Genomic DNA, 19,396 nt, shown 5'->3' with positions numbered 1-19,396 from the left:
TTGGTCCCGCTGGTCCCGGTCAAAAACGAGGAGCCCAAAACAGTTTCGGGACCAAGGTCGCTGAGGAACTTCGTCAGCCGCTCGCCGAGTTGGAACGGCTGACGACGGAGGGCGATCTCTGCAGCGCTGGCCGAAGGTATATCGAGAACGCGATTGGATTTATCCGCCTCGGATGGGCTGAGCGTGCTCTCAGTCTCGGGTGGACGCTGGAGCGCCTATTCCAGGTCGATCCTCGTGCACCGTGGCTCCGCTTCGATCGTATCGGTGCCGCCTTCCTCGCAACGAATGTCGCAGCCATCAGCGATGAGGCAATGGTCCTGCGATCCTCGCGCAACGGCACCCGCCGAGTGTGGCGTGACCGACGTGGAGGTGAGGGTGCCTACGTCTGGGACGTCGTTCAAAATTTGCCCCCTCTTGAAAATGAGCGGGACCGAGCGGGACCAGCGGGACCGGCCGCAGAAACGCTGGGCTTTTGCTGGTCCCACTCTGATTTCCCGAGCGGGACCAGCGGGACCGGCAACGATGGGGAGTAGCGCCAAGGCCGCGAACGCCGAGCGTCAGAGGCGCTGGCGCAGGCGCCAAAAGGAGGGCGTCAGCGTCATACCCGTCGAGGTTTCGGATGAGCTGAGACAGCGATTGTTCGACGACGGACTGTTAGGGGATTTGGTTGGCGAAGAAGAAGATTGTATAGCCAAGGCAATATCGACGCTTCTTCGTAACGCGTTACTTAAAGACTAGCGCTAATACGGATAAAATCGTCAACGTAAACACTGAGGGTGCTACGTTGACATTGACAGAGATCGTTGAGCCGAGCGACGGCTGGTATTCCTTCTTTAAGGACCTCCGTATCCCGGATGAGCCGGCGTCGATCGCCGAAGCTCATGACGCCCTGACTGCCGCCACGGCGTCACGCGAGGCGGCGGCGAAGCGCCTTGAAGATGCCCAGCGTGCGCTCGCGTCGACCAAGTTCGGTCAAGCCCCCGTAATAACGCACCGAGAGGTCGACGAACTGGGGGAATGTCTCGCTCCGGCGATCGAGGCCGAGAAGGCGGCGAAGACCGAGCGCGATAAGCGCCGCGCCGACTATGTGGCGGCGACGAAGGCGGACCTCGAAGATCCGTTGACCCGGTATCACGAGGCCCTCGCAAGTCGGCTCGTAGATATACGCGATCTGCTGTTGGTCGGGGCCGTATTTAACCAGACGAGCAAAGCTTCCCGTGTTCCGCTCAACAGCAAGCTTCTCGAAATTACGCCTCACGTTCTGACTCTGATCAAAGAGGCAGAGAAGCTCGTCGGCGCCGTCAAGCCGAAGTTCAACAACACAAGCCGGAAGGACTGAACATGATCCTGAACAAATCGATGGGTCGAGAACATTTCGCCGCCAATGATCGGGCGCGGAAGCATCTGATGGGCACCAGAGCCGCATCGAAAAGCACCGCAGGCCCCCCGACCAGAGCGGAGAGCATCGCTCAATTTCGGCGTGCTGAAGACAACCTGAGGCGCGCCACCCTCGCTGAGCAGCGCCGGGACTGCCAGACCGTTGTGGACCTCATCGCTGTCGGTCACCTCCGTCGTTTCGGAGAGGAACTGCGTAGATGCCGCTGACAAACGACGATTTGGCGATCCTGGTGAAAGGGATCGCTTCGCCGATCAAAGAGCTTGTTGCTCATGAGATCGCCCCGCTCGCGGCTCGTCTAGACGCCCTGCAGCGTGATGCCGAGGTGCGGAATGACCATTGGTCCGCCCACACTGCGCAGACGGCAGTGAAGGCCATTCACGAGGGCCTGCAATGAAGTTCGATGGTGAAGCGTTCGGCGCCGAGATCGTCAGTGCCGTCAAAGGCTACGTCGATCGAGAGACGGCGCGCCTTGCTGGCAAGATCGCTGTCCTGGAGGCGCGCGTCGCAGCATCAGAGGCGAAGGGGTTGGCGTACCGCGGCGTCCATCAGAAGGCGGCCGACTATAGCCGCGGCGATGCCGTCACCGCCTCGGGCAGTCTGTGGATCGCTCTGACCGACATCCGATCCGGTGAGGCCCCTGGCGCCTCAAACAACTGGCAACTGGCGGTTAAGGCCGGCCGCGATGGGAAGGATGCCCGATGAAGCCCAGCACTCTCGCTCAGGCCATGGATATGGTGGACGCTCGAATGGACGATCACGAGGAAACCGTGATGTCCCGCGTCGATGACCTCGCCGATCGCTTGGGCGCAACATCCGAAGAACGCCGCGTGATGCTCGATGAGCAGCAGGCATGGCTCGATGAAACCCGTGAGGCGATGCGAGCCCACGTCCGAACGTGCTGGCCCGGGATGGCACATCAGTGACGGGTGGGGGGTATTGGCAAAGGTTAGGGCCGCGATCCGCTGGACCGGCGGGGGTCCTTTCCCACCCTAATTGGCAAGTTTTCGGAAGCGCCGCAACAAGTCCCCCCGGGGGGGCATGTTCGAGGTCTGCAGCCCGCAAGTCACGGACCGGCGGGGGTCCCTTTTACACCCATCTGCAATTCAGATCTTAGGACAAACAGCACATGCCTCGTCCAAGAATACCTACTGGGAAAGCTCGGGTCACCGGGGCGTCTGCAAAGAATCCGGCCCGCTTCAAAGACCGAGCAGAACCCAATCTCAAGCCGTTGGCTGAGGCGCCAAGTTGGTTCGGCGAGGTCGAGAGGGCGGCTTGGGACAGGTTCCGCGCCGAGATCCCTTGGCTGACCGAAGCGGATCGCGTGCTTGTCGAGGTTGCCTCGACGCTTCGTGCGCGGCTTGCGACAGATCCGGCGATGAGCGTGAACGCGATAGCGCAGCTCCGAATGTGTCTTAGCGCTATGGGCGCGACACCAGCGGATCGTAGCCGGGTCGATATCCCGCAGAACGACGACGATCCCCTTACCTGCTACTTCAACTAACCGTCAGAGGAGACAGACGACATGGCGGACGACAGCGAAAGATTAGCGATCCTCGTCGAAGGCCGCGTTGCCGACTTCGAGAAAGCCCTCAAATCTGTCGAGCGCAAGGTCGACAAGATGGGGAAGGGCGTCAACGACAATATGAAGGGTGTCGAGCGGGCATCCAAGCGTGCCGCTGACGTGATGGAGAGGGAATTCGCTCAGGCGACGACGGGTGTCTCAAGGAAGCTCGCGGCCCTGCGCAACGGTTTTGGCGATGCGCGGAACCTCTTGGGGGGTCTTGGCCCTGCGGCAGGCCTCGCCGGCCTTGCTGGTGGTGTCGGTGCCGGCGCCGCCATCTCACAGATTAATCGCACCACCGCAGCCATCGCGGCCATGGCAGATGCGGCGAAGCGCGCCGGCATCTCGTTCGAGGCCTTTCAGGAACTCGGATACGCATTCTCCCGCGAACGCGTCAGCATCGATGCGTTGACGGATGGCATCAAGGAGCTTCAGCTTCGCGCTGACGAATTCGCGGTCACCGGCAAGGGTTCTGCGGCTGAGGCCTTCACCCGCCTCGGGTACGGTGCAGACGAGCTGGCGGCCAAGCTCAAGGACCCGCAAGAACTTTTTCTCGACATCATCAAGCGGCTGGAAGGCTTCGACCGCGCCGCGCAGATCCGTATTGCGGACGAAATCTTCGGCGGAACCGGCGGTGAGCAGTTCGTGCAGCTCCTGGATGCTGGTGAGGGGAAGCTTCGCGCGAACATCCAGCGCGCTCGCGACCTCGGGATCGTCCTGTCCAGTGACGTCGCCGACCGTGCCGCCGAGGTGAACAATGCCTTCACCGAAATGTCCGCGATCATCGAGTCGCGGGTGAACGCCGCCCTGACCAACACTTCGAGCTGGGTGCTTAAGATCGGTCGGAACATCGCCACGTGGGAGGCCGCGGCCGAGAAGTTCCTCTCGGCGCTCGGCAACACTGACTCCAACCGCTCCCTGAACCAATGGCTCATCGCCATGGGGATAGCCGACACCTCGGGCGTCACACTCCTGGACCCGGATCTCAAGGCGACGGCGGTCGCGAAGCAGACTGAAAGGGTTGAGCAGCTTCAGTCGCAATGGCAGGCGGCCAACGACGAAGTCCAGCGCCTTGAAGATGCCGATGCCGGCGCGACGGCGATCGATGCTGCGAGGCGTCAGGCGGCGCTTCTGACGGATGAGTTGTCCCGTGCCAATGCCCAGTTGCAGAAGCTTTCGACGACGGCGCCAACGTCTGTCACGGTTCATCCATCGCCGACTGGAAGCACCACGGCCTCAGGACTGCCGCAGCCGATCGAGGGGACCATGGGCGCGCATGGCCAGCGCCTCGTGAGGATCAGCACAGCGAGCGGTCAATCGGCGATGGTGAACGCCGAGCACGCGCGAAGCTTTCAGGGCCTGATCGACGACTTGGAGCGGCAGGGCTACCAAATCCGAAGCCTCGGCGGGTACAACAACCGCAACATCGCCGGCACGAACACGCTCTCCAACCATGCGTTCGGCAACGCGATCGACATCAATCCGGCTCAGAACCCGATGGGTGACAGGCTCGTCACGGACCTGCCCGTGAACGTTGCGGAGCTGGCGCGGAAGCACGGCCTTGAATGGGGCGGAAGCTGGCAGTCCCGAAAAGACGCCATGCACTTCGAGGCGCCGGGATCTGGGACCGAGCGTGAGCTGCAACGGGCCGCTCAGTCCGCGGAGACCGATCGTGCGAAGGTCGCCGACGATGCCATGCGCCAAGCCGAGGCGCTTGCGCGGGTCAACGAGGAACTCGCCCGCGAGTTGGAGATCGAGAACAAGCGCGCCGAACTTCAGGCGGCAGGGTTCGACCAAGATGCGATCAACAACGCCCTGGATGAAGAGGCGCTGGTCCGAGAGAAGCTGAACCAGCTCAAGGCTGCCGGCATCGAGGTCGACGCTCAGCAGGAAGAGAAGATCCGCGCGCTCGTCTCGCAGCTCTTCGAACTTCGCGACGCGACCGATCAAGCGGCTGCGGCACAGCAGAAGCTGGAGCAGGCGCAGCAGGATGTTGGGGCTGCGGCGCAGGCCATCGGGCAACCGATCCTCGACACGCTCCTGTCGCTTGGAGATGGCGCCGAGGATGCCGGTGAGAAATTCAAGCAGCTCGCGAAGCAGATCGCCAACATGGTGCTGCAAGGCGCCCTGTTCGGTCAGGGGCCGCTCGGCAACCTGTTCGGCGGTGGCCTTCTTGGTGGACTGCTAGGCCGAGCGTCTGGTGGCCCCGTACGCGCTGGTCAGCCGTACATGGTCGGCGAACAGGGCAAGGAACTGTTCGTCCCCGGCGCAAACGGGACGATCCTCGACGCGAACCGCACCAAGTCCATGATGGATCGGATGATGACGCCGTCGATGGCCGGAGCGTCCGCCTCGGCGCCGGGGAGCGGTATCGAGAAACTGGTGATTGAGATCGCATCCCGCTTCGACGCTGACGGCGGCTTCGACTCCGCGGTCGAGCGCACAGCCGGGCCGATCGCCCGAGCGGAAAGCCGGAAGGCATCGGACCGCGTCGCCAGAAGCGTTCCGAGCATCTCCGACGCCAGAAGCCACGACAAAGAGACCCGGAAGACACGCACGCTGCGAGGGTGGGGAGTTCCTGACTGAGGGGAGGGGCGATCCCGCCTCAGTCTCTACTTGGCCCTAAGATAGTAAAGGGTGGGCACGAGTTCGGCGCCCACCCTCTTTGATTTCGGCGTTGGCGACGTCAGCCGTCACGACATCTGCGCAATTTGCCTCGCCACCGTCCTTGCGCTGCGTAGCAAGGCTATGTGGCGGTCCATGTCGACATGAAGATCGTCGAGGCCCTGAGCGATGGGCTCCGATCCGTAGCTTCCCAGAAGATCACTTGTGACCGCCAATCTGATGAGAAACACGCGCTGCCGCGTCTCCTCAAGCTCGTCCAGGACCTCAGCGATTACGCTGCGGAGATCTTCGATGCCGTTCAGGTCGGTCGTCATCGCGCCGCCTCCGCCTTATGCGCATCGGCGTAAGCGTTGAGCATCTCTTCGAACTGGTCGACGAACTCAATCAGGTCGTCGCTCGCGCGCAGCATCGCGTCGCCGCACGAGTGGCGGGTGCCATCTCCAGCGACGGATTCCGCTCCCGCCGTGTAGAACTTGATGCGCGCCTCCAGCGAGTCCCATTCGGTGACTAGGTCGAGCAGCGTCGGCACTTCGACGGTGTCGTCCTTGGCGAGGACCGCTTCGCTTGCATTGCTCTTGGGCATCTCGATACCTCCAACGGTTTTCGTTGATAGGTGACGGTATCCGAGTATTTCGTTACCTGTCAACGCTTTTCGTTTGTGCTATACGAAATACGTTAGACGCGGACGGATCGATGACACCGGCACAATCAAGAGGCGCCCGTGGGCTCATCGGCCTTACCCAGGCTGAACTTGCCCGGCGCTCCAACCTGAGCGAGAGCACCATCAGGGACTTCGAGAAGGGTCGGCGGCTGCCGTCGATCAACAATCTCGTCGCGATCCAGCGCGCTCTTGAGGACGCTGGCGTCGAGTTCATTGCCGAGAACGGTGGCGGGGCTGGGGTGAGGCTGAAGAAGGGCCGCTGACGTAGCCATGAATGGCGAATCCAATGAGAGGCTGATGAAGCGACTCGGCACCGAGTCAGCCGACTTCATCGTCCGTGACGGTAGCGTCGATGCCGAACTGTGGGAGATCGACGAGAACCTGTGCCGCAACGAACTCTCTCCGTCCGAACGGGCGGAGCTTACGGCGCGGCGCAAGGCGATCTACGAGAGGATGCACCCGGAGACGACGCACGGGGAGAACCAGCACACGAGGAGTCGCCAAGTTGGCGACTCCTCGGCTGACCGCTTCACCGCCGACACCGCCCGCGCCACCGGGCAGTCCGAACGCAAGGTACAGCGGGACGCTGAGCGCGGCTCCAAGGTCTCCCAAGAGGCCATGGACGTCATCCGTGGCACGAAGCTCGATACGGGGTCCTTCCTCGGAGCCGGGGCGAGAGGTATCTCGCGGGACAGGCGAAGGAACTCCGCCGTTCCTCAAAGCGCTTGCGATGGCGGTCGATGTGCGGCGACTTCCATTTACTGTCGCAGCAGAACAACACACCCGACCACTACGTCGTTTAAGTTCATCGTCGAGAACTCGTCACCTGTAGCGACTTCGTCGACGCACGTCATAATTTGCGATGCAAAAAGTGCTGTACCTAGGCGACCAAGCTCTTGCTGCTCTGTCTCCGACAGCACTGCCAGCGCCCACCTGACTGACAACTTCACTCTGGATTCTTTTGTAGCGTCACTCCAATCTCCAAGGGTTTTGACTTCCTGTGCCAGTGACGACGTTGCGACGGCAACGACCGAAGCGACTATGCAAGCGCGCGTACACGCAATGAGAGGCCTTAGGAAAAGTGGCAATTCTCAGATCCTTGGTGGTCATGACAAAGCAAGACTAGACTGCTGTAGTTCGCATGAGCAATGAGGAGTGGGTCTGAGCTTTCCCGAGAACGGGCCAGGACCGGTGGGGGTCTCTCGCGCGCAATTCCGAGTGAAATGCGGTTTCTATCGAAATTTAGCGGGACCGAGCGGGACCAGCGGGACCGGCCGCAGAAACCCTGAGGTTTTTCCGGTCCCACTCGGATTTCCCGACCGGGACCGACCGGGACCAAGCGGGACTGGGTTTGGCCCAGCGCTGGCCCAGCCCCGACCCCTAGTTTTGAGGCGGGGCCAGCGGGGCCAAGCGGGGCCACGTTGAAATCATTGGTGTTTTCTGGCCCCGCTTGCCGTTTCCGCAGCGGGGCCAGCGGGGCCAGAGGCTATCCGTCAGGTGCAACCATATGTGCGACGCACGCGGTTCACGTCGATCCCGGAAAGGAAGCCGTTGAGGTAGCGCAAAGGAATCGTCGTGACCTGGCGCCCCTGCCCTCCGACCTGCATGTTCGTAATGGACATGCAGGTTCCGAGAACCGGATCGCGTCGGACACGTTTTTGCTGGGCTTCCCATTGGAGCCCCATCCCCTCGACGATCGGCTTCAGCGCGACATGCGGCTCGCGGTTCCGATCTCGCGCATGAGCGGGGTCGCTTCCGAGTCGACCTGCTTCAACTAGAATTGTTACGGTTTAGCGTGAAAAGTGGGCCTCACCGGTCCGGGGCCGCTCGGTGGAGGCATTTGAAGGCCCGCCCCCATGCCTTGCGATAGGCTTCGCGCCTTCAGTGACGCCGGCGGATGGACGGCATTGGGTGATCGCCGCTGTCCCAGTTTCGGGGAGCACCTCATGTAGGCTCAGCACAACTTTGTGCTACGCGCTGATCTCGTCACCGCCGCGGCGGATGTAGGATCACCGCAATATCTCGCGCTCCGCAAACTCTGCATTTGAGCGGCATGGGGGCGACGTAGGATCGATCCCGATCCAAGCGTGCAGCCAGCGCATCCAAGTCGAGTAGGGCTGACCGCACGCAGTGTCGGCAGTGCGCAGTCAGCGTGTAGCGGTGGTCTATCAGATCGCCGATCGTTGCGATGACGGTCGGCTGAAGTGGGCTACCGGTTGCCAGTGTCGTCGCCATAGAGCCAGCGTAGGGCCTCTTCCTTCGTGTCGAACTCCTGGACACGGCGCCCACTCACTAGGCCCTCGTAGGGCTTCTGAAAGCCCAGGTCGACATTGCTGCCGACCCATTCGACCACGCTGAGGTCACCGTTCGTGGCGATTGTGCCGCCCCTGGAAAATCCCATCACTGGTTTCCACCATCCGATTGCGTTCGGCGCGCTTTGAGTGTGCCGCATCGGAGGAGGTGCGTCGATGGCGATCACGGGCCGGGAGACTCGCCAAGCCACAACGTAGCTTGGTGGCCGCGGGTAGGGTGACTGCAGATTGCTGGATCGGCATCCGCTCACCGTGATCGCATCTGCTCGTAGCTACGGGCTCTTCCGTAGAAACTGCGTAGATCATTCGGTTTAGGGATTTTAGGGGTGGCGTCTAACCCCTTGATGCGAGTGGCTCCCCGGGCCGGATTCGAACCAGCGACCAACCGGTTAACAGCCGGTTGCTCTACCGCTGAGCTACCGGGGAATGACGCGCTCGCGTTGGGGCGATATAGCAAGCTGATTCTGATCGTGCAACAGGGAGATCAGTCATCAACAAGCCCCAATTCATCCTTGTCATCGGCGGCGCCCGGTCGGGCAAATCCCGCTATGCCGAGGAGATCGCGGCCCGATCCGGCCGGCCGGTGACCTATGTCGCCACCGCAGGGCCGCCCCGCGACGAGGAGATGAAGGCGCGCATTGCCGCGCATCGGGTCCGGCGCCCCGCCCATTGGACGACGGTGGAAGCGCCGGTGGACCTCGCCCGGACCGTCCCCGGCGAGGGCGTGCTGCTGATGGACTGCCTGACCCTGTGGCTCACCAACGTCATGCTCGGCGAGCACGATGTCGCCGCGCACCGCACCGCGCTCGCGGACGCGCTGGAGGCGCGCACGCGCGACGTCATCGCCGTCGCCAACGAGGTGGGCGAGGGGATCGTCCCGGCCACGCCGCTCGGCCGCGCCTTCCGCGACGAACAGGGGATCCTCAATCAGGAGATGGCGCGCCGCGCGACGACGGTGGTCAAAATGGTCGCGGGCTGCCCCCTCGTCGTCAAACCGGCGCCCGATCCGGCGATCGTCCTCTGACGACGCAATGCGGCAGTTCGGGGCCGGCGTAACGATTCGGGGCCGGCGGGGTGAACGGGGCCGCGGTCGTCCCGCGGCCTCTTTGCTCCCGTAGGGCGTGTTCCGGTGCGGATTGCCGGCGTCTAGCCGATCTTCATCACCACGCGGCCGTCGATCTTGCCTTCCTTCATGCGGTCGAAGATCGCGTTGATGTTGTCCAGCGTGTCCCAGCTGTAGTGCGAGGCGACCTTGCCGTCGCCGGCGAACTGCAGCGCCTCGACGAGATCCTGCCGGGTGCCGACGATCGAGCCGCGCACGGTGATGCGGTTGAGGACCACGTCGAAGATCGGCAGCGGGAAGTCGCCCGGCGGCAGGCCCACCAGCGACATCGTGCCGTGCCGCCGCGTCATCGCCTGCGCCTGCGCGAACGCAGCGCGCGAGACCGCCGTCACCAGGACGCCGTGGCCGCCGCCGTCGGTGATGCGGCGCACCTCCTCGACGGCGTCGTTGTTGCGCGCGTCGACCGCCGCGTCGGCGCCGAGGCTCCTCGCGAGCGCCAGCTTGTCCTCGGCGACGTCCACCGCCACCACGTTCATGCCCATCGCCTTGGCGTACTGCACCGCCATGTGGCCGAGGCCGCCGATGCCGGAGATGACCATCCACTGGCCGGGCCGGGCCTCGGTCTCCTTGAGGCCCTTGTAGACCGTGACGCCGGCGCACAGCACCGGCGCGGCCGCACCGAACTCCAGCGAATCGGGAAGGTGGCCGACGTAGTTCGGGTCGGCGAGGACGTACTCGGCGAAGCCGCCGTTCACCGTGTAGCCGGTCATCTGCTGGTCGTAGCAGAGCGTCTCCCAGCCGGTGCGGCAATGCTCGCAGTGGCCGCACGCGGTGTGGAGCCAGGGGACGCCGATCCGGTCGCCCTCCCTGACGGTGGTCACGCCGGCGCCGACGGCGGCGACGTAGCCGACGCCCTCGTGGCCGGGGATGAACGGCGGCGAGGGCTTCACCGGCCAGTCGCCGGACGCCGCGTGGAGGTCGGTGTGGCAGACGCCGGAGGCCTCCACCTTCATCAGGATCTGGCCCGGACCCACCTCCGGAACGGGCATGTCCTCGATCACCAGCGGCTTGCCCAGCTCCCGGACGACCGCGGCCTTCATCATCTTCGCCATATCAAACCGTGCCGTGATTTCGTCGGTTCACGTTCATGTTTCTAGATCGGCTCGGCGGCCTCGACCATGGGGACGCCGTTCCCGCGCCCGAAGCCGGCCGCGCTGCGCGCCGGACAGGCCGAGGCCCCGCCCGCATCGCAGGCGGGGGCCGATCCGGTTTCGCTCCGGACGGAGCGATAACGTATCAACGTAGGGGCCATGGGGCGGGCGCACCTTGATGTCCATCAACACCCGGGCGGACGGTCGCAGGCTCCGGCGCGGGCGATCGTTCTCCGGCGGACGAGGCGTGCAGCGCCGGTCTCGCCCGCACCCGGCGGGGCGCGCGCGGGGGTGAGACCCGGCCGGCGCGCGAAGCCTTGCAGGGATCAGCCCTTGAAGCGGGCGGAGGCGAGGCCGGGCGCCGGCAGGCCCGTCACCACGAAGAGGCCGCCGGCGTGCGGCTGGTTCTCGCCGACCGGGCCGGCGGCGGTGCCGATGGACGTCACGTAGAGGTCGGTGAGGCTGGCGCCGCCGAACTCCGGCTTGGTCGGGCGCTCGACCGGCATGTCGATCACCATGTCGATCTCGCCCCTCGGGGTGAGGCGCACGATGTGCCAGCCGCCGACGCCGGCCATCCAGTAGCACCCGTCCGCGTCCACGGTGGCACCGTCCGGCCGGCCGGCTACGACCCGCGTGTCGAAGAAGACGCGGCGATTGGTGGGGACCCCGGCGTCGATGTCGTAGTCCGCGGCCCAGATGGTGCGCACCGCGGCGTTGGAGTCCGAGTAGTACATGGTCCGCCCGTCGGGCGAGAAGGAGAGGCCGTTGGTGGTGTAGATGCCGTCGATCATCGGCGTCACCTTCCGGTCGGCGTCGATGCGATAGAACGTGCCGGACGGCGTCGGCGGCTGGGCGATGGACATGGTGCCCGCCCACCAGCGGCCCTGACGGTCGGTGGCGCCGTCGTTGAAGCGGTTGTCGGGCAGGTGCGCCTCGGGCTCGGCGAACATCGTCCTGGTGCCGGTCGCGAGGTCGAGGTCGTAGAGCCCGGACTGCGTGGCGATCACGAGGTCGCCGGCCTCCCGCGGGGCGAGGCAGCCGACCCGCTCGCCGATCTCGATCGGCGGGAGCGGCCCCGCGCCGGGGTCGAAGCGGTGGACGAGGCCGCCGTCGATGTCGCACCAGAAGAGGACGCCGTCGCGTTCGTCCCAGAAGGCGCCCTCGCCGAGGGTTGCATGGGCGTCGTGGACGAGCTCGACCCTACTCATCGCCGCCCCGCTTGGTCAGGGCCCCGCCGCGCCATGGCCCGGTCGCCGCAATTCCGGTCATCATCGCCCGGTCATCGCCCCGGTCATCGCAGCCCTGGTCATCGCAGCCCCGGTCGTTGTCGCCCCGGATCGTCGCGGCAGTGGCCATCGCCGGCGCGGTGCTCACGCGCGGTTGGCGAGTGCGCCGGCGCCGAGCGCCTCAAGGGCGGTCCTGACGATGCCGGCCGCGTCGAGGCCCGCGGCGGCGTACATCGCGTCGGGCTTGTCCTGGTCGATATAGGCGTCGGGCATCGTCAGCGGGCGGACCTTGCAGCCGGTGTCGAGGGCGCCTTCACGCGCCAGCAGGGTCAGCACATGGCTGCCGAAGCCGCCGACGGAGCCTTCCTCCACTGTGATCAGCACCTCATGCTCGCGGGCGAGGCGCGTGATCAGGTCGCGGTCGAGCGGCTTGGCGAAGCGCGCGTCGGCGACGGTGGTAGAGAGGCCCCTGGCCGACAGCTCCTCGGCCGCCAGCAGCGACGGGGCGAGGCGGCCGCCGAGCGACAGGATCGCGATCGTCGAACCTTCGCGCAGGATCCGCCCCTTGCCGATCTCGAGCGGCACGCCGCGCTCGGGAAGCTCCACGCCGACACCCTCGCCGCGCGGGTAGCGGAAGGCGATCGGGCCGTCGTCGTAGGCGGCGGCGGTGGCGACCATGTGGACGAGCTCGGCCTCGTCACCGGCGGCCATCACCACCATCCCCGGCAGGCAGGAGAGGTAGGCGACGTCGAACGCGCCGGCGTGGGTCGATCCGTCCGCGCCGACGAAGCCGGCCCGGTCGATGGCGAAGCGTACCGGCAGGTTCTGGATCGAGACGTCGTGCACGACCTGGTCGTAGCCGCGTTGCAGGAAGGTGGAATAGATCGCGCAGAACGGCTTGCAGCCGCCCGCCGCGAGGCCTGCCGCGAAGGTCACGGCGTGCTGCTCGGCGATGCCGACGTCGTACGTGCGCTCGGGGAAGACGCGTTCGAAGAGATCGATGCCGGTGCCGGACGGCATCGCGGCTGTGATGCCGACGATCCGCTCGTCCCGCTCGGCCTCCGAGATCAGCGACTGGCCGAACACCTTGGTGTAGGCGGGCGCGTTGGGCTTGGCCTTGTCCTGCTGGCCGGTGACGACGTCGAACTTGCCGACCCCGTGGTACTTGTCGGCCGAGTTCTCCGCCGGCGGGTAGCCCTTGCCCTTCTGGGTGACGACGTGGACGAGCACCGGCTTGTTGTCCGCGTCGCGCACGTTGGCAAGCACCGGGAGCAGGTGGTCCAGATTGTGCCCGTCGATCGGGCCGACATAGTAGAAGCCCAGCTCCTCGAAGAGGGTGCCGCCCATGGCGATGCCGCGGGCGAACTCCTCCGCCCGGGCCGCGCCCCGCTCGACGAAGCGGGGCAGGCGACGCACCAGCCCCTTCAGGGCCTCGCGCATGGTGACGTACGGCTTGCCGCTCGCGAGGCGTGCGAGGTAGGCGCTCATCGCGCCGACGGGCGGGGCGATCGACATGTCGTTGTCGTTGAGGATGACGATGAGGCGGGCGTCCTGCGCGCCGGCGTTGTTCATCGCCTCGTAGGCCATGCCGGCGGACATCGCGCCGTCGCCGATCACGGCGATCACCTCGTGGTCCTCGCCCAGCAGCTCGGCGGACGTGGCGAAGCCGAGCCCGGCGGAGATCGACGTCGAGGAGTGCGCGGCGCCGAACGGGTCGTAGGGGCTCTCGGAGCGCTTGGTGAAGCCCGAGAGGCCGCCGGCCTGCCGCAGGGTCCCCATCTGCTCCCGGCGTCCGGTCAGCATCTTGTGCGGGTAGCACTGGTGGCCGACGTCCCAGATCAGCGTGTCGCGCGGGGTGTCGAACACGTAGTGCAGCGCGATCGTCAGCTCGACGACGCCGAGCGCGGAACCGAGGTGGCCGCCGGTCGTCGAGACGATGTCGATCAGCTCCGCGCGCAGCTCGTCCGCCAGTTGCGGCAGGTCCCGCTCCGGCAGGGCGCGCAGGTCTTTCGGAAATTTCACCGTCTGGAGAAGCGGACGCACCCGAACCTCTTTCGAATAGCTCTAGTCCGACTGTAGGAGCCGGCTCCAGACTTTCAATCACATGCGGCGCCGAGGCGGGCGATTCAGGAGCCGGTCCCGCCATAAGAGCCTGTACGCGCGGGACTGTGGTCTGTCGCCGCAGCGAAGGAGATCGCGTGCCACATCGGCGTCATAGCGTCAAACGCCGGCGGTCTCCGTGGCGCTTTGGCCGGGGCGGGTCAACGCCAGCGGGTGATGAGGATCGCCGCCGCCGTCATCGACCCGTAGACGAGCATGCCCGCAGCGACCGCCGCGAAGATTCCGGAGAGGCCGAACGGGCCGAGCAGCAGGAGCGCGCCACCGAATGCCACCACCATCCGCGCGAGGCTCGCCGACACCGGCCAGATCATCCGCTCCGCGCCCTGTGCCGCGAAATAGAGCGCGAGGCCGAGGGCGAAGAAGGGGTGGAAGGGGGCGACGATGTGGAAATAACGGCGGCCGACCTCGAGGACGGCGGTCTCGCCCGGATCGACGAAGAGGCCGAGCCAGAGGTCGGGCCAGATCGAGAGCGTCAGCGATATGCAGCTGACCGCGCCGGCGGCGGCGAGGGCGCCGGTGAAGCCGATCCGGAGCGCGCGGGTGCGCGCGCCGGCGCCGATGTTGGAGCCGACCATCGCGGTCATCGCCGCGCCGATGCCGAAGACGACAGGGATCATCAGGAACTCGAGGCGGGCGCCGAGGCCGTAGCCGGCGAGCGCCTCCGGTCCGTAGCGACCGACGAGGCCCACCATGATGATGATGGTGATGACGCTCTGCAGCGCGTTGAGGGAGGCGATGAGACCGACCTTCAGGATATCGGCGAAGAGCTCGCGGCGCAGGCGGAAGGCGGCGCGGTCGATCCGCAGCCCGGCCCGGCCCGAGACCACGTAGAGGATGGTGCCGACCGCCGCGAGGCCGTGCGCGGTGACGAGCCCCGCCGCGAGGCCCGGCATGCCGAGCGCCGCGAACGGCCCCCAGCCGAGCGACAGCGTGCCGGAGATCGGCACGGAGGCGAGCGCGACGCCGAGCAGGGTGAGGCCGGGCGTCAGCATGTTGCCGGTGCCGCGCATGACGCTGAGCGTGCCGTGGAGCAGCCAGTAGGTGACGCAGCCGGGAAAGAAGACCAGCGCGTACGCGTAGGCCGCGTCCACCGCCTCGCCGTCCCCGCCGAGCCAGCCGAAGACCACCGGCCCGAAGGTGACGACCGTGACGGCGAAGACGAGGGCGGCGGCGAGGCCGATGACCCAGGCGGTCACGACGAGCCCGGCCGCGCGCTCCGGATCGCCCCGGCCGAGCGCCCGCGAGATCGCCGAGGAGATCGCCCCGCCCATCGCCCCCGCCGCCATCGCCTGCACGAGCATGACCAGCGGGAAGACGAGGGCGAGGCCGGCGAGCGCGGTGATGCCGATCCGCCCGGCGAACATCGCCTCGGCGATGACGAGGATGGAGGAAACCAGCATCGCCAGGATGTTCGGCGCGGCGAGGCGGGCCAGCGTCGGCCCGATGGGTCCCTCGAGGAGGAGGCGGGTGCGGGCCGCACGGCGCATCGCCGCGAGCTCCATGCGCGTCGGTGCCGTCGCCATGGGAGGAGGCGCCTGCGGTGCGGCGAGACCCTGCGCGGACGGCGATGCGACGCACGTCATGCCATCTGAAGCGGTCATCCGCTTCCTCCCAAGTCGGTTCTTTTTTGGAACTGAACGGTGAGTTCCCTTTCGGAACCTGTCAAGGTGCGGTATCGCTGGGGGATGCGCTGGCAGGAATTGAAGGACGAGGCGTGCCCGGTCGCCCGGGCGATGTCGGTCATCGGCGACCGGTGGACGTTGCTCGTGCTGAGGGACTGTTTTCGCGGCGTCCGCCGGTTCGAGGCGTTTCAGGAGCGGCTCGGGATCACCCGGCACGTGCTGGCCGACCGCCTCAGGAAGCTCGTCGACGCCGGCGTCCTCAGCCGCGAGCCGTATCAGGACGGGCCGGTGCGCTACGAGTACCGCCTGACCGAGACCGGGCGTGCGTTCCACCCGGTGCTGGTCACGCTGATGGCGTGGGGGGAGAAGGTGGTGCCGTGCGACGGGGAGACGCCGCCGCTGCGGCTCGTCTCCCGCGCCACCGGCGAGCCGGTGCGCCCCGTCGTGGTGGACGAGGCGACCGGCGAGCCGATCACCCCGTCGAACGTGCGCGCCGAGCGCTGAGGCGCGGCCCGCACCCGGGGCAACGGCCGGCTATGAAGGCGTCAGAGGACGTCCAGCGAGGGGAGGCCGTAATGCTCGGCGAGGCGGCCGAAGCCCTCGACCGTGACCGGATCCAGCGGGATCCCGTCGACGCGCTCGGCCGCGACGGCCCATTCGCGGTCGCCGGGGGCCATCACCATGCCGTCCTCGCGCGGGGTCGAGGCGCGGAGGGCGGCGAGATAGCGGCGCATCCCATCCTCGAAGGTGGCCCGGTCGACGAACGCGTCCGGGCGCAGCGCCAGCACGAAGGCGCCGAGCTCGCGCGGGGTCGACCTGTCCTCGCCGTTCATCGGCAGGATGTCGAAGCTGAGCCGCATGCCGGACAGCACCGCGCTGAAGATCTCGGCAACGCCGGCGAGACCCGCGCCCTTGAAGCCGAAGGCTGCGCCCAGCGGCGCCAGCATCTCCACCGCGTGCGCGTCGAGCGTGTCGATGCCGGCGTCGTCGGAGCCGGTGCCCGCCGGGACCTCCACGCCGAGGCTGCGGTAGAGCTGCACGCGGTTGAAGGGGATCGCGCTGGTCGCCATGTCGAACAGCCACGGATTACCCTCCGCCGGCACCGCGAAGGCGAGCGGGTTGGTGCCGTGGAAGCGGAAGGCGCCGTCGTGCAGGCGTACGAACGCGTCCGAATTGCAGGTGGCGAAGCCGATCATGCCCGCCTCGGCCGCGGCCAGAGCGTAGGCGCCGGCCGGTCCGAAGTGCGATGAGTTGCGGATCGAGACCGCGCCGATGCCGGCCGTCCGGGCCAGCTCGACGGCCTTGTCCATCCCCGCGTAGGCCGCCAGCGCGCCGTGGGCGTGGTCGGCGTCCAGCGCCGCGACGGCACCGAATCCGGACGAGAACCTGAGCTTCGGCGCCTTGTTGACGCGCCCTCCCTCCATCACCGAGATGTAGTGCTCGAGAAGGCGCACGCCGTGGCTGTCCACGCCGAGGCGCGAGCCGTGCATCATCGCGCGGGAGGCGGCGTTCGTGGTCGCCGCGTCGGCTCCCGCGGCTTCGAGGGCGGCACGGACGAAGCGCTCCAGCGCGTCGGGCGCGACGATCACCGTCGTCACAGGCAGCCGCTCCGGCGGGTGGTGGGGGCAGGCGTGGGCATCGTTCCTCCGGACGCTCGTCGCTTCTTCTGGTCCAATACGCTAGTCGGCGATTGACCGAAACGGCAACCAGAGCAGCACCGGCCGGCGCCGCGTGACGCCTCGGGCGCCCCCGCAGGTCGATGCGGGGCCGCGGCGAGCGGCGGAGGCCTTGTCGTCGCTGTGCGGAAGATCAGTAGATCGCGGCGGGGCGGACGATGACGCGGGTGCCCTTGGGCGCCCGGTTGTAGAGGTCGATGATGTCGTGGTTCAGCAGGCGGACGCAGCCGGAGGACACGTTGCGGCCGATCGAGTAGGCCTCGGCGGTGCCGTGGAGGCGGTAGAGCGTGTCCTGCCCGCCCTGGAAGAGGTAGAGGGCGCGTGCGCCCAGGGGGTTCCTGGGGCCGCCGGGCATGCCGTCCCTGTACTTCTCGAGCGCCGGGTCGCGGTCGATCATCTCGTCCGGCGGGGTCCAGGTCGGCCAGGTGCGCTTCAGCGGGATCGTCGCCTCGCCGTCCCAGCCGAAGCCGGCGCGGCCGAGGCCCACGCCGTAGCGCATCGCGAGGCCGTTGGGCTGGGTGTAGTAGAGGAACTTGTTGGTCGTATCGACGACGATCGTCCCCGGCCGCTCGCCGGTGGTGTTGCGCACCTCGCGCCGGAGATACTCCGGCTGGACCTTGTTGAGGTCGACGGCCGGAAGCGGGAAGGGCTCGTCGGTGATCGGGCCGTAGATCGTCCGGAAATAGGACATGTCCGGCGTGGCCGGGACAGCGATCGTCACGGGGACGACGGCGGCGGTCGACTGACAACCCGCGACGGCGACGGCGGTGGATCCCAGGACCAGGGAACGGCGGGTCAGTGACCCGGCGCCCGACCGATGGCAGTCACGGGAACGAGGCATGCTTTGGCTGGTCCTTCAAGAGGGTGACGCGCCCGAACGTTTCGCGGGGCCATCTTATCGTGGATAGCGCGCAATCAAATGTCGCTTGCGGCCATTTGATCCGTCAGCGCTTTCGATTCGCCGCAATTGTTGCCGCGACGGCACGATCCGGCAATGGACTCCGAGGCTTCGCCGGTCCGGCGCACGGAAATTTGAATGTGCCGCGGGGCCGTCGGGAGGCACCGGCTGCCGTGAGGCGTGGTGAGGGGCCTATGCGCTGATCTGCGCGGCGAGCTCGGCGGGGAGGAAGCGGCCGGTCTGTTCGCGAATCAGGGCCCGAAGGGAGTCAGCGTCGTCACCACCCGGGATCGCATCGATGGCGTCGTCGAGGTGGCGGCGCAGCAGCGTGACGGCGCCGTCCATCCCGCTGCTGGAGACGGCGTTGGGGCGCTCGTGCAGGCCGTCCTGGCCGGTTGGCTTGCCCTCGCCGCCGAGGCCGAGCGCGTCGTGGATGTCGTCGGCGACCTGGTAGGCCGCGCCGAGCCGGGCGCCGACCCGGCGCCAGACGGCGGTCTCGCCGCCCGACGCGGCGGCGCCGAGCGCGCCGGCCGCCTCGAACAGCGCCCCGGTCTTGGCGGCGTGGTAGGCGTCGAGGTCGGCCGTCTCCTCGCACTCCATCGCCTGTCCGCTGACGAGGCCGCGCGGCACGCCGGCCGAGGCGGACAGCGCCGCCAGCATGCACGGCAGCCGCTCGGCCGCGATGTCGCCGACGTCGGCGAGGACCTGGAAGGCCATGACGATGAGGGCGTCGCCGGTCAGGACCGCCAGCGCCTCGCCATGGGCGACGTGGATGGAGGGGCGACCGCGGCGGATGGCGGCGTCGTCGAAGCAGGGAAGGTCGTCGTGGACGAGCGAGGCGGCGTGCAGGCACTCGATGGCGGCAGCCGCGGCGTCGGAGAGGGAGGGGCGGTCATCGCCGCAGGCCAGCGCGACGCCGAGGGCGAAGCGGGGCCGGACGCGGGAACCGCCTGCGAGCATGGCGTCCTCGATCGCGCGTCCGAGGCGGGGTGGGGCGCATCGCCCCGCGATGTGCCGCCGGATAGCGTCCTCGACTCTTCTGGTAAGGTCCGATCCGGCGGTTTGTGTCATCGCTTATCGG

19 protein-coding genes and 1 tRNA gene are annotated in these 19,396 nt (G+C 67.0%); 8 read left to right on the top strand and 12 right to left on the bottom strand.

The features are described 5' to 3' along the window. Positions 1–784 precede the first annotated feature (784 nt). The 5 genes from DLJ53_RS20795 (at position 785) to DLJ53_RS36130 (ending at position 5,546) form a co-directional block, all read left to right on the top strand. Entirely contained in the window at positions 785–1,339 is a 555-nt protein-coding gene (locus DLJ53_RS20795) for a hypothetical protein (RefSeq protein WP_111348756.1), read from the top strand. Between the two features lie 256 nt (positions 1,340–1,595). Continuing rightward, entirely contained in the window at positions 1,596–1,793 is a 198-nt protein-coding gene (locus DLJ53_RS20790) for a hypothetical protein (RefSeq protein WP_111348754.1), read from the top strand. Next, positions 1,790–2,101, top strand: a complete 312-nt coding sequence (locus DLJ53_RS20785) for a hypothetical protein (RefSeq protein WP_111348752.1) — start codon at positions 1,790–1,792, stop codon at positions 2,099–2,101. The genes DLJ53_RS20790 and DLJ53_RS20785 overlap by 4 nt, the downstream gene beginning before the upstream one ends. 44 nt (positions 2,102–2,145) lie before the next feature. Continuing rightward, positions 2,146–2,322: a hypothetical protein gene (locus DLJ53_RS20780; RefSeq protein ID WP_162409433.1), complete on the top strand. Its 177-nt coding sequence runs from the start codon at positions 2,146–2,148 to the stop codon at positions 2,320–2,322. A gap of 599 nt (positions 2,323–2,921) precedes the next feature. Continuing rightward, on the top strand, positions 2,922–5,546 hold the full coding sequence (locus tag DLJ53_RS36130; protein WP_111348747.1) for a M15 family metallopeptidase: 2,625 nt from the start codon (positions 2,922–2,924) through the stop codon (positions 5,544–5,546). A gap of 107 nt (positions 5,547–5,653) precedes the next feature. Here DLJ53_RS36130 and DLJ53_RS20765 read toward each other — a convergent pair whose 3' ends face one another. Further along, positions 5,654–5,899, bottom strand: a complete 246-nt coding sequence (locus tag DLJ53_RS20765; protein ID WP_111348745.1) for a hypothetical protein — start codon at positions 5,897–5,899, stop codon at positions 5,654–5,656. Then, complete coding sequence (locus DLJ53_RS20760) at positions 5,896–6,168, bottom strand: hypothetical protein (protein WP_111348743.1); 273 nt, start codon at positions 6,166–6,168, stop codon at positions 5,896–5,898. Before DLJ53_RS20760 ends, DLJ53_RS20765 begins: the two co-directional genes overlap by 4 nt. A gap of 110 nt (positions 6,169–6,278) precedes the next feature. Here DLJ53_RS20760 and DLJ53_RS20755 point away from each other — a divergent pair, with 110 nt between their 5' ends. Then, complete coding sequence (locus DLJ53_RS20755; RefSeq protein ID WP_111348742.1) at positions 6,279–6,509, top strand: helix-turn-helix domain-containing protein; 231 nt, start codon at positions 6,279–6,281, stop codon at positions 6,507–6,509. A 1,230-nt stretch (positions 6,510–7,739) separates the two neighbouring features. Here the strand turns inward: DLJ53_RS20755 and DLJ53_RS36700 are convergent. From DLJ53_RS36700 to DLJ53_RS20740, 3 genes are all read right to left on the bottom strand, one after another. Beyond that, complete coding sequence (locus DLJ53_RS36700) at positions 7,740–8,027, bottom strand: phage antirepressor N-terminal domain-containing protein (RefSeq protein ID WP_425320971.1); 288 nt, start codon at positions 8,025–8,027, stop codon at positions 7,740–7,742. A 428-nt stretch (positions 8,028–8,455) separates the two neighbouring features. After that, positions 8,456–8,725 carry a hypothetical protein gene (locus tag DLJ53_RS20745; RefSeq protein WP_146620047.1) on the bottom strand — a complete coding sequence of 90 codons (270 nt, stop codon included), beginning with the start codon at positions 8,723–8,725 and terminating at the stop codon, positions 8,456–8,458. Between the two features lie 184 nt (positions 8,726–8,909). After that, positions 8,910–8,984: transfer RNA gene (locus DLJ53_RS20740), tRNA-Asn, on the bottom strand. A 64-nt stretch (positions 8,985–9,048) separates the two neighbouring features. Between DLJ53_RS20740 and cobU the strand changes: the two genes are divergently transcribed. Next, a complete protein-coding gene (cobU, locus tag DLJ53_RS20735) occupies positions 9,049–9,582 on the top strand; it encodes a bifunctional adenosylcobinamide kinase/adenosylcobinamide-phosphate guanylyltransferase (RefSeq protein ID WP_111348737.1) in 534 nt (177 codons plus the stop codon). A gap of 122 nt (positions 9,583–9,704) precedes the next feature. Here the strand turns inward: cobU and adhP are convergent, their stop codons facing one another. The 4 genes from adhP to DLJ53_RS20715 form a co-directional block, all read right to left on the bottom strand. Then, positions 9,705–10,733 (bottom strand): alcohol dehydrogenase AdhP, encoded by a 1,029-nt coding sequence (gene adhP / locus DLJ53_RS20730; protein WP_111348735.1) that lies wholly within the window; start codon positions 10,731–10,733, stop codon positions 9,705–9,707. A gap of 365 nt (positions 10,734–11,098) precedes the next feature. After that, a complete protein-coding gene (locus DLJ53_RS20725) occupies positions 11,099–11,980 on the bottom strand; it encodes an SMP-30/gluconolactonase/LRE family protein (protein ID WP_111348733.1) in 882 nt (293 codons plus the stop codon). Between the two features lie 162 nt (positions 11,981–12,142). Next, on the bottom strand, positions 12,143–14,041 hold the full coding sequence (gene dxs, locus DLJ53_RS20720; protein WP_111348732.1) for a 1-deoxy-D-xylulose-5-phosphate synthase: 1,899 nt from the start codon (positions 14,039–14,041) through the stop codon (positions 12,143–12,145). Positions 14,042–14,259: 218 nt separating this feature from the next. Next, positions 14,260–15,720: an MATE family efflux transporter gene (locus DLJ53_RS20715; protein ID WP_211100633.1), complete on the bottom strand. Its 1,461-nt coding sequence runs from the start codon at positions 15,718–15,720 to the stop codon at positions 14,260–14,262. A 39-nt stretch (positions 15,721–15,759) separates the two neighbouring features. Here DLJ53_RS20715 and DLJ53_RS20710 point away from each other — a divergent pair, with 39 nt between their 5' ends. Further along, a complete protein-coding gene (locus DLJ53_RS20710) occupies positions 15,760–16,245 on the top strand; it encodes a winged helix-turn-helix transcriptional regulator (protein ID WP_226580399.1) in 486 nt (161 codons plus the stop codon). Between the two features lie 41 nt (positions 16,246–16,286). On the opposite strand, the gene DLJ53_RS20705 is transcribed toward DLJ53_RS20710, so the two are convergent. The 3 genes from DLJ53_RS20705 to DLJ53_RS20695 form a co-directional block, all read right to left on the bottom strand. Continuing rightward, a complete protein-coding gene (locus DLJ53_RS20705; protein WP_425320970.1) occupies positions 16,287–17,345 on the bottom strand; it encodes an Ldh family oxidoreductase in 1,059 nt (352 codons plus the stop codon). A 205-nt stretch (positions 17,346–17,550) separates the two neighbouring features. Beyond that, positions 17,551–18,138 carry a L,D-transpeptidase gene (locus tag DLJ53_RS20700; protein ID WP_244935117.1) on the bottom strand — a complete coding sequence of 196 codons (588 nt, stop codon included), beginning with the start codon at positions 18,136–18,138 and terminating at the stop codon, positions 17,551–17,553. Between the two features lie 369 nt (positions 18,139–18,507). Beyond that, complete coding sequence (locus DLJ53_RS20695) at positions 18,508–19,386, bottom strand: polyprenyl synthetase family protein (RefSeq protein ID WP_111348729.1); 879 nt, start codon at positions 19,384–19,386, stop codon at positions 18,508–18,510. Between the last annotated feature and the right edge of the window lie 10 nt (positions 19,387–19,396).

This window comes from Acuticoccus sediminis (assembly GCF_003258595.1).
Taxonomy (GTDB): Bacteria; Pseudomonadota; Alphaproteobacteria; order Rhizobiales; family Amorphaceae; genus Acuticoccus; species Acuticoccus sediminis.
The sequence above is the reverse complement of the archived record's forward strand: the minus strand, read 5'-3'. Positions and strand labels throughout refer to the sequence as shown.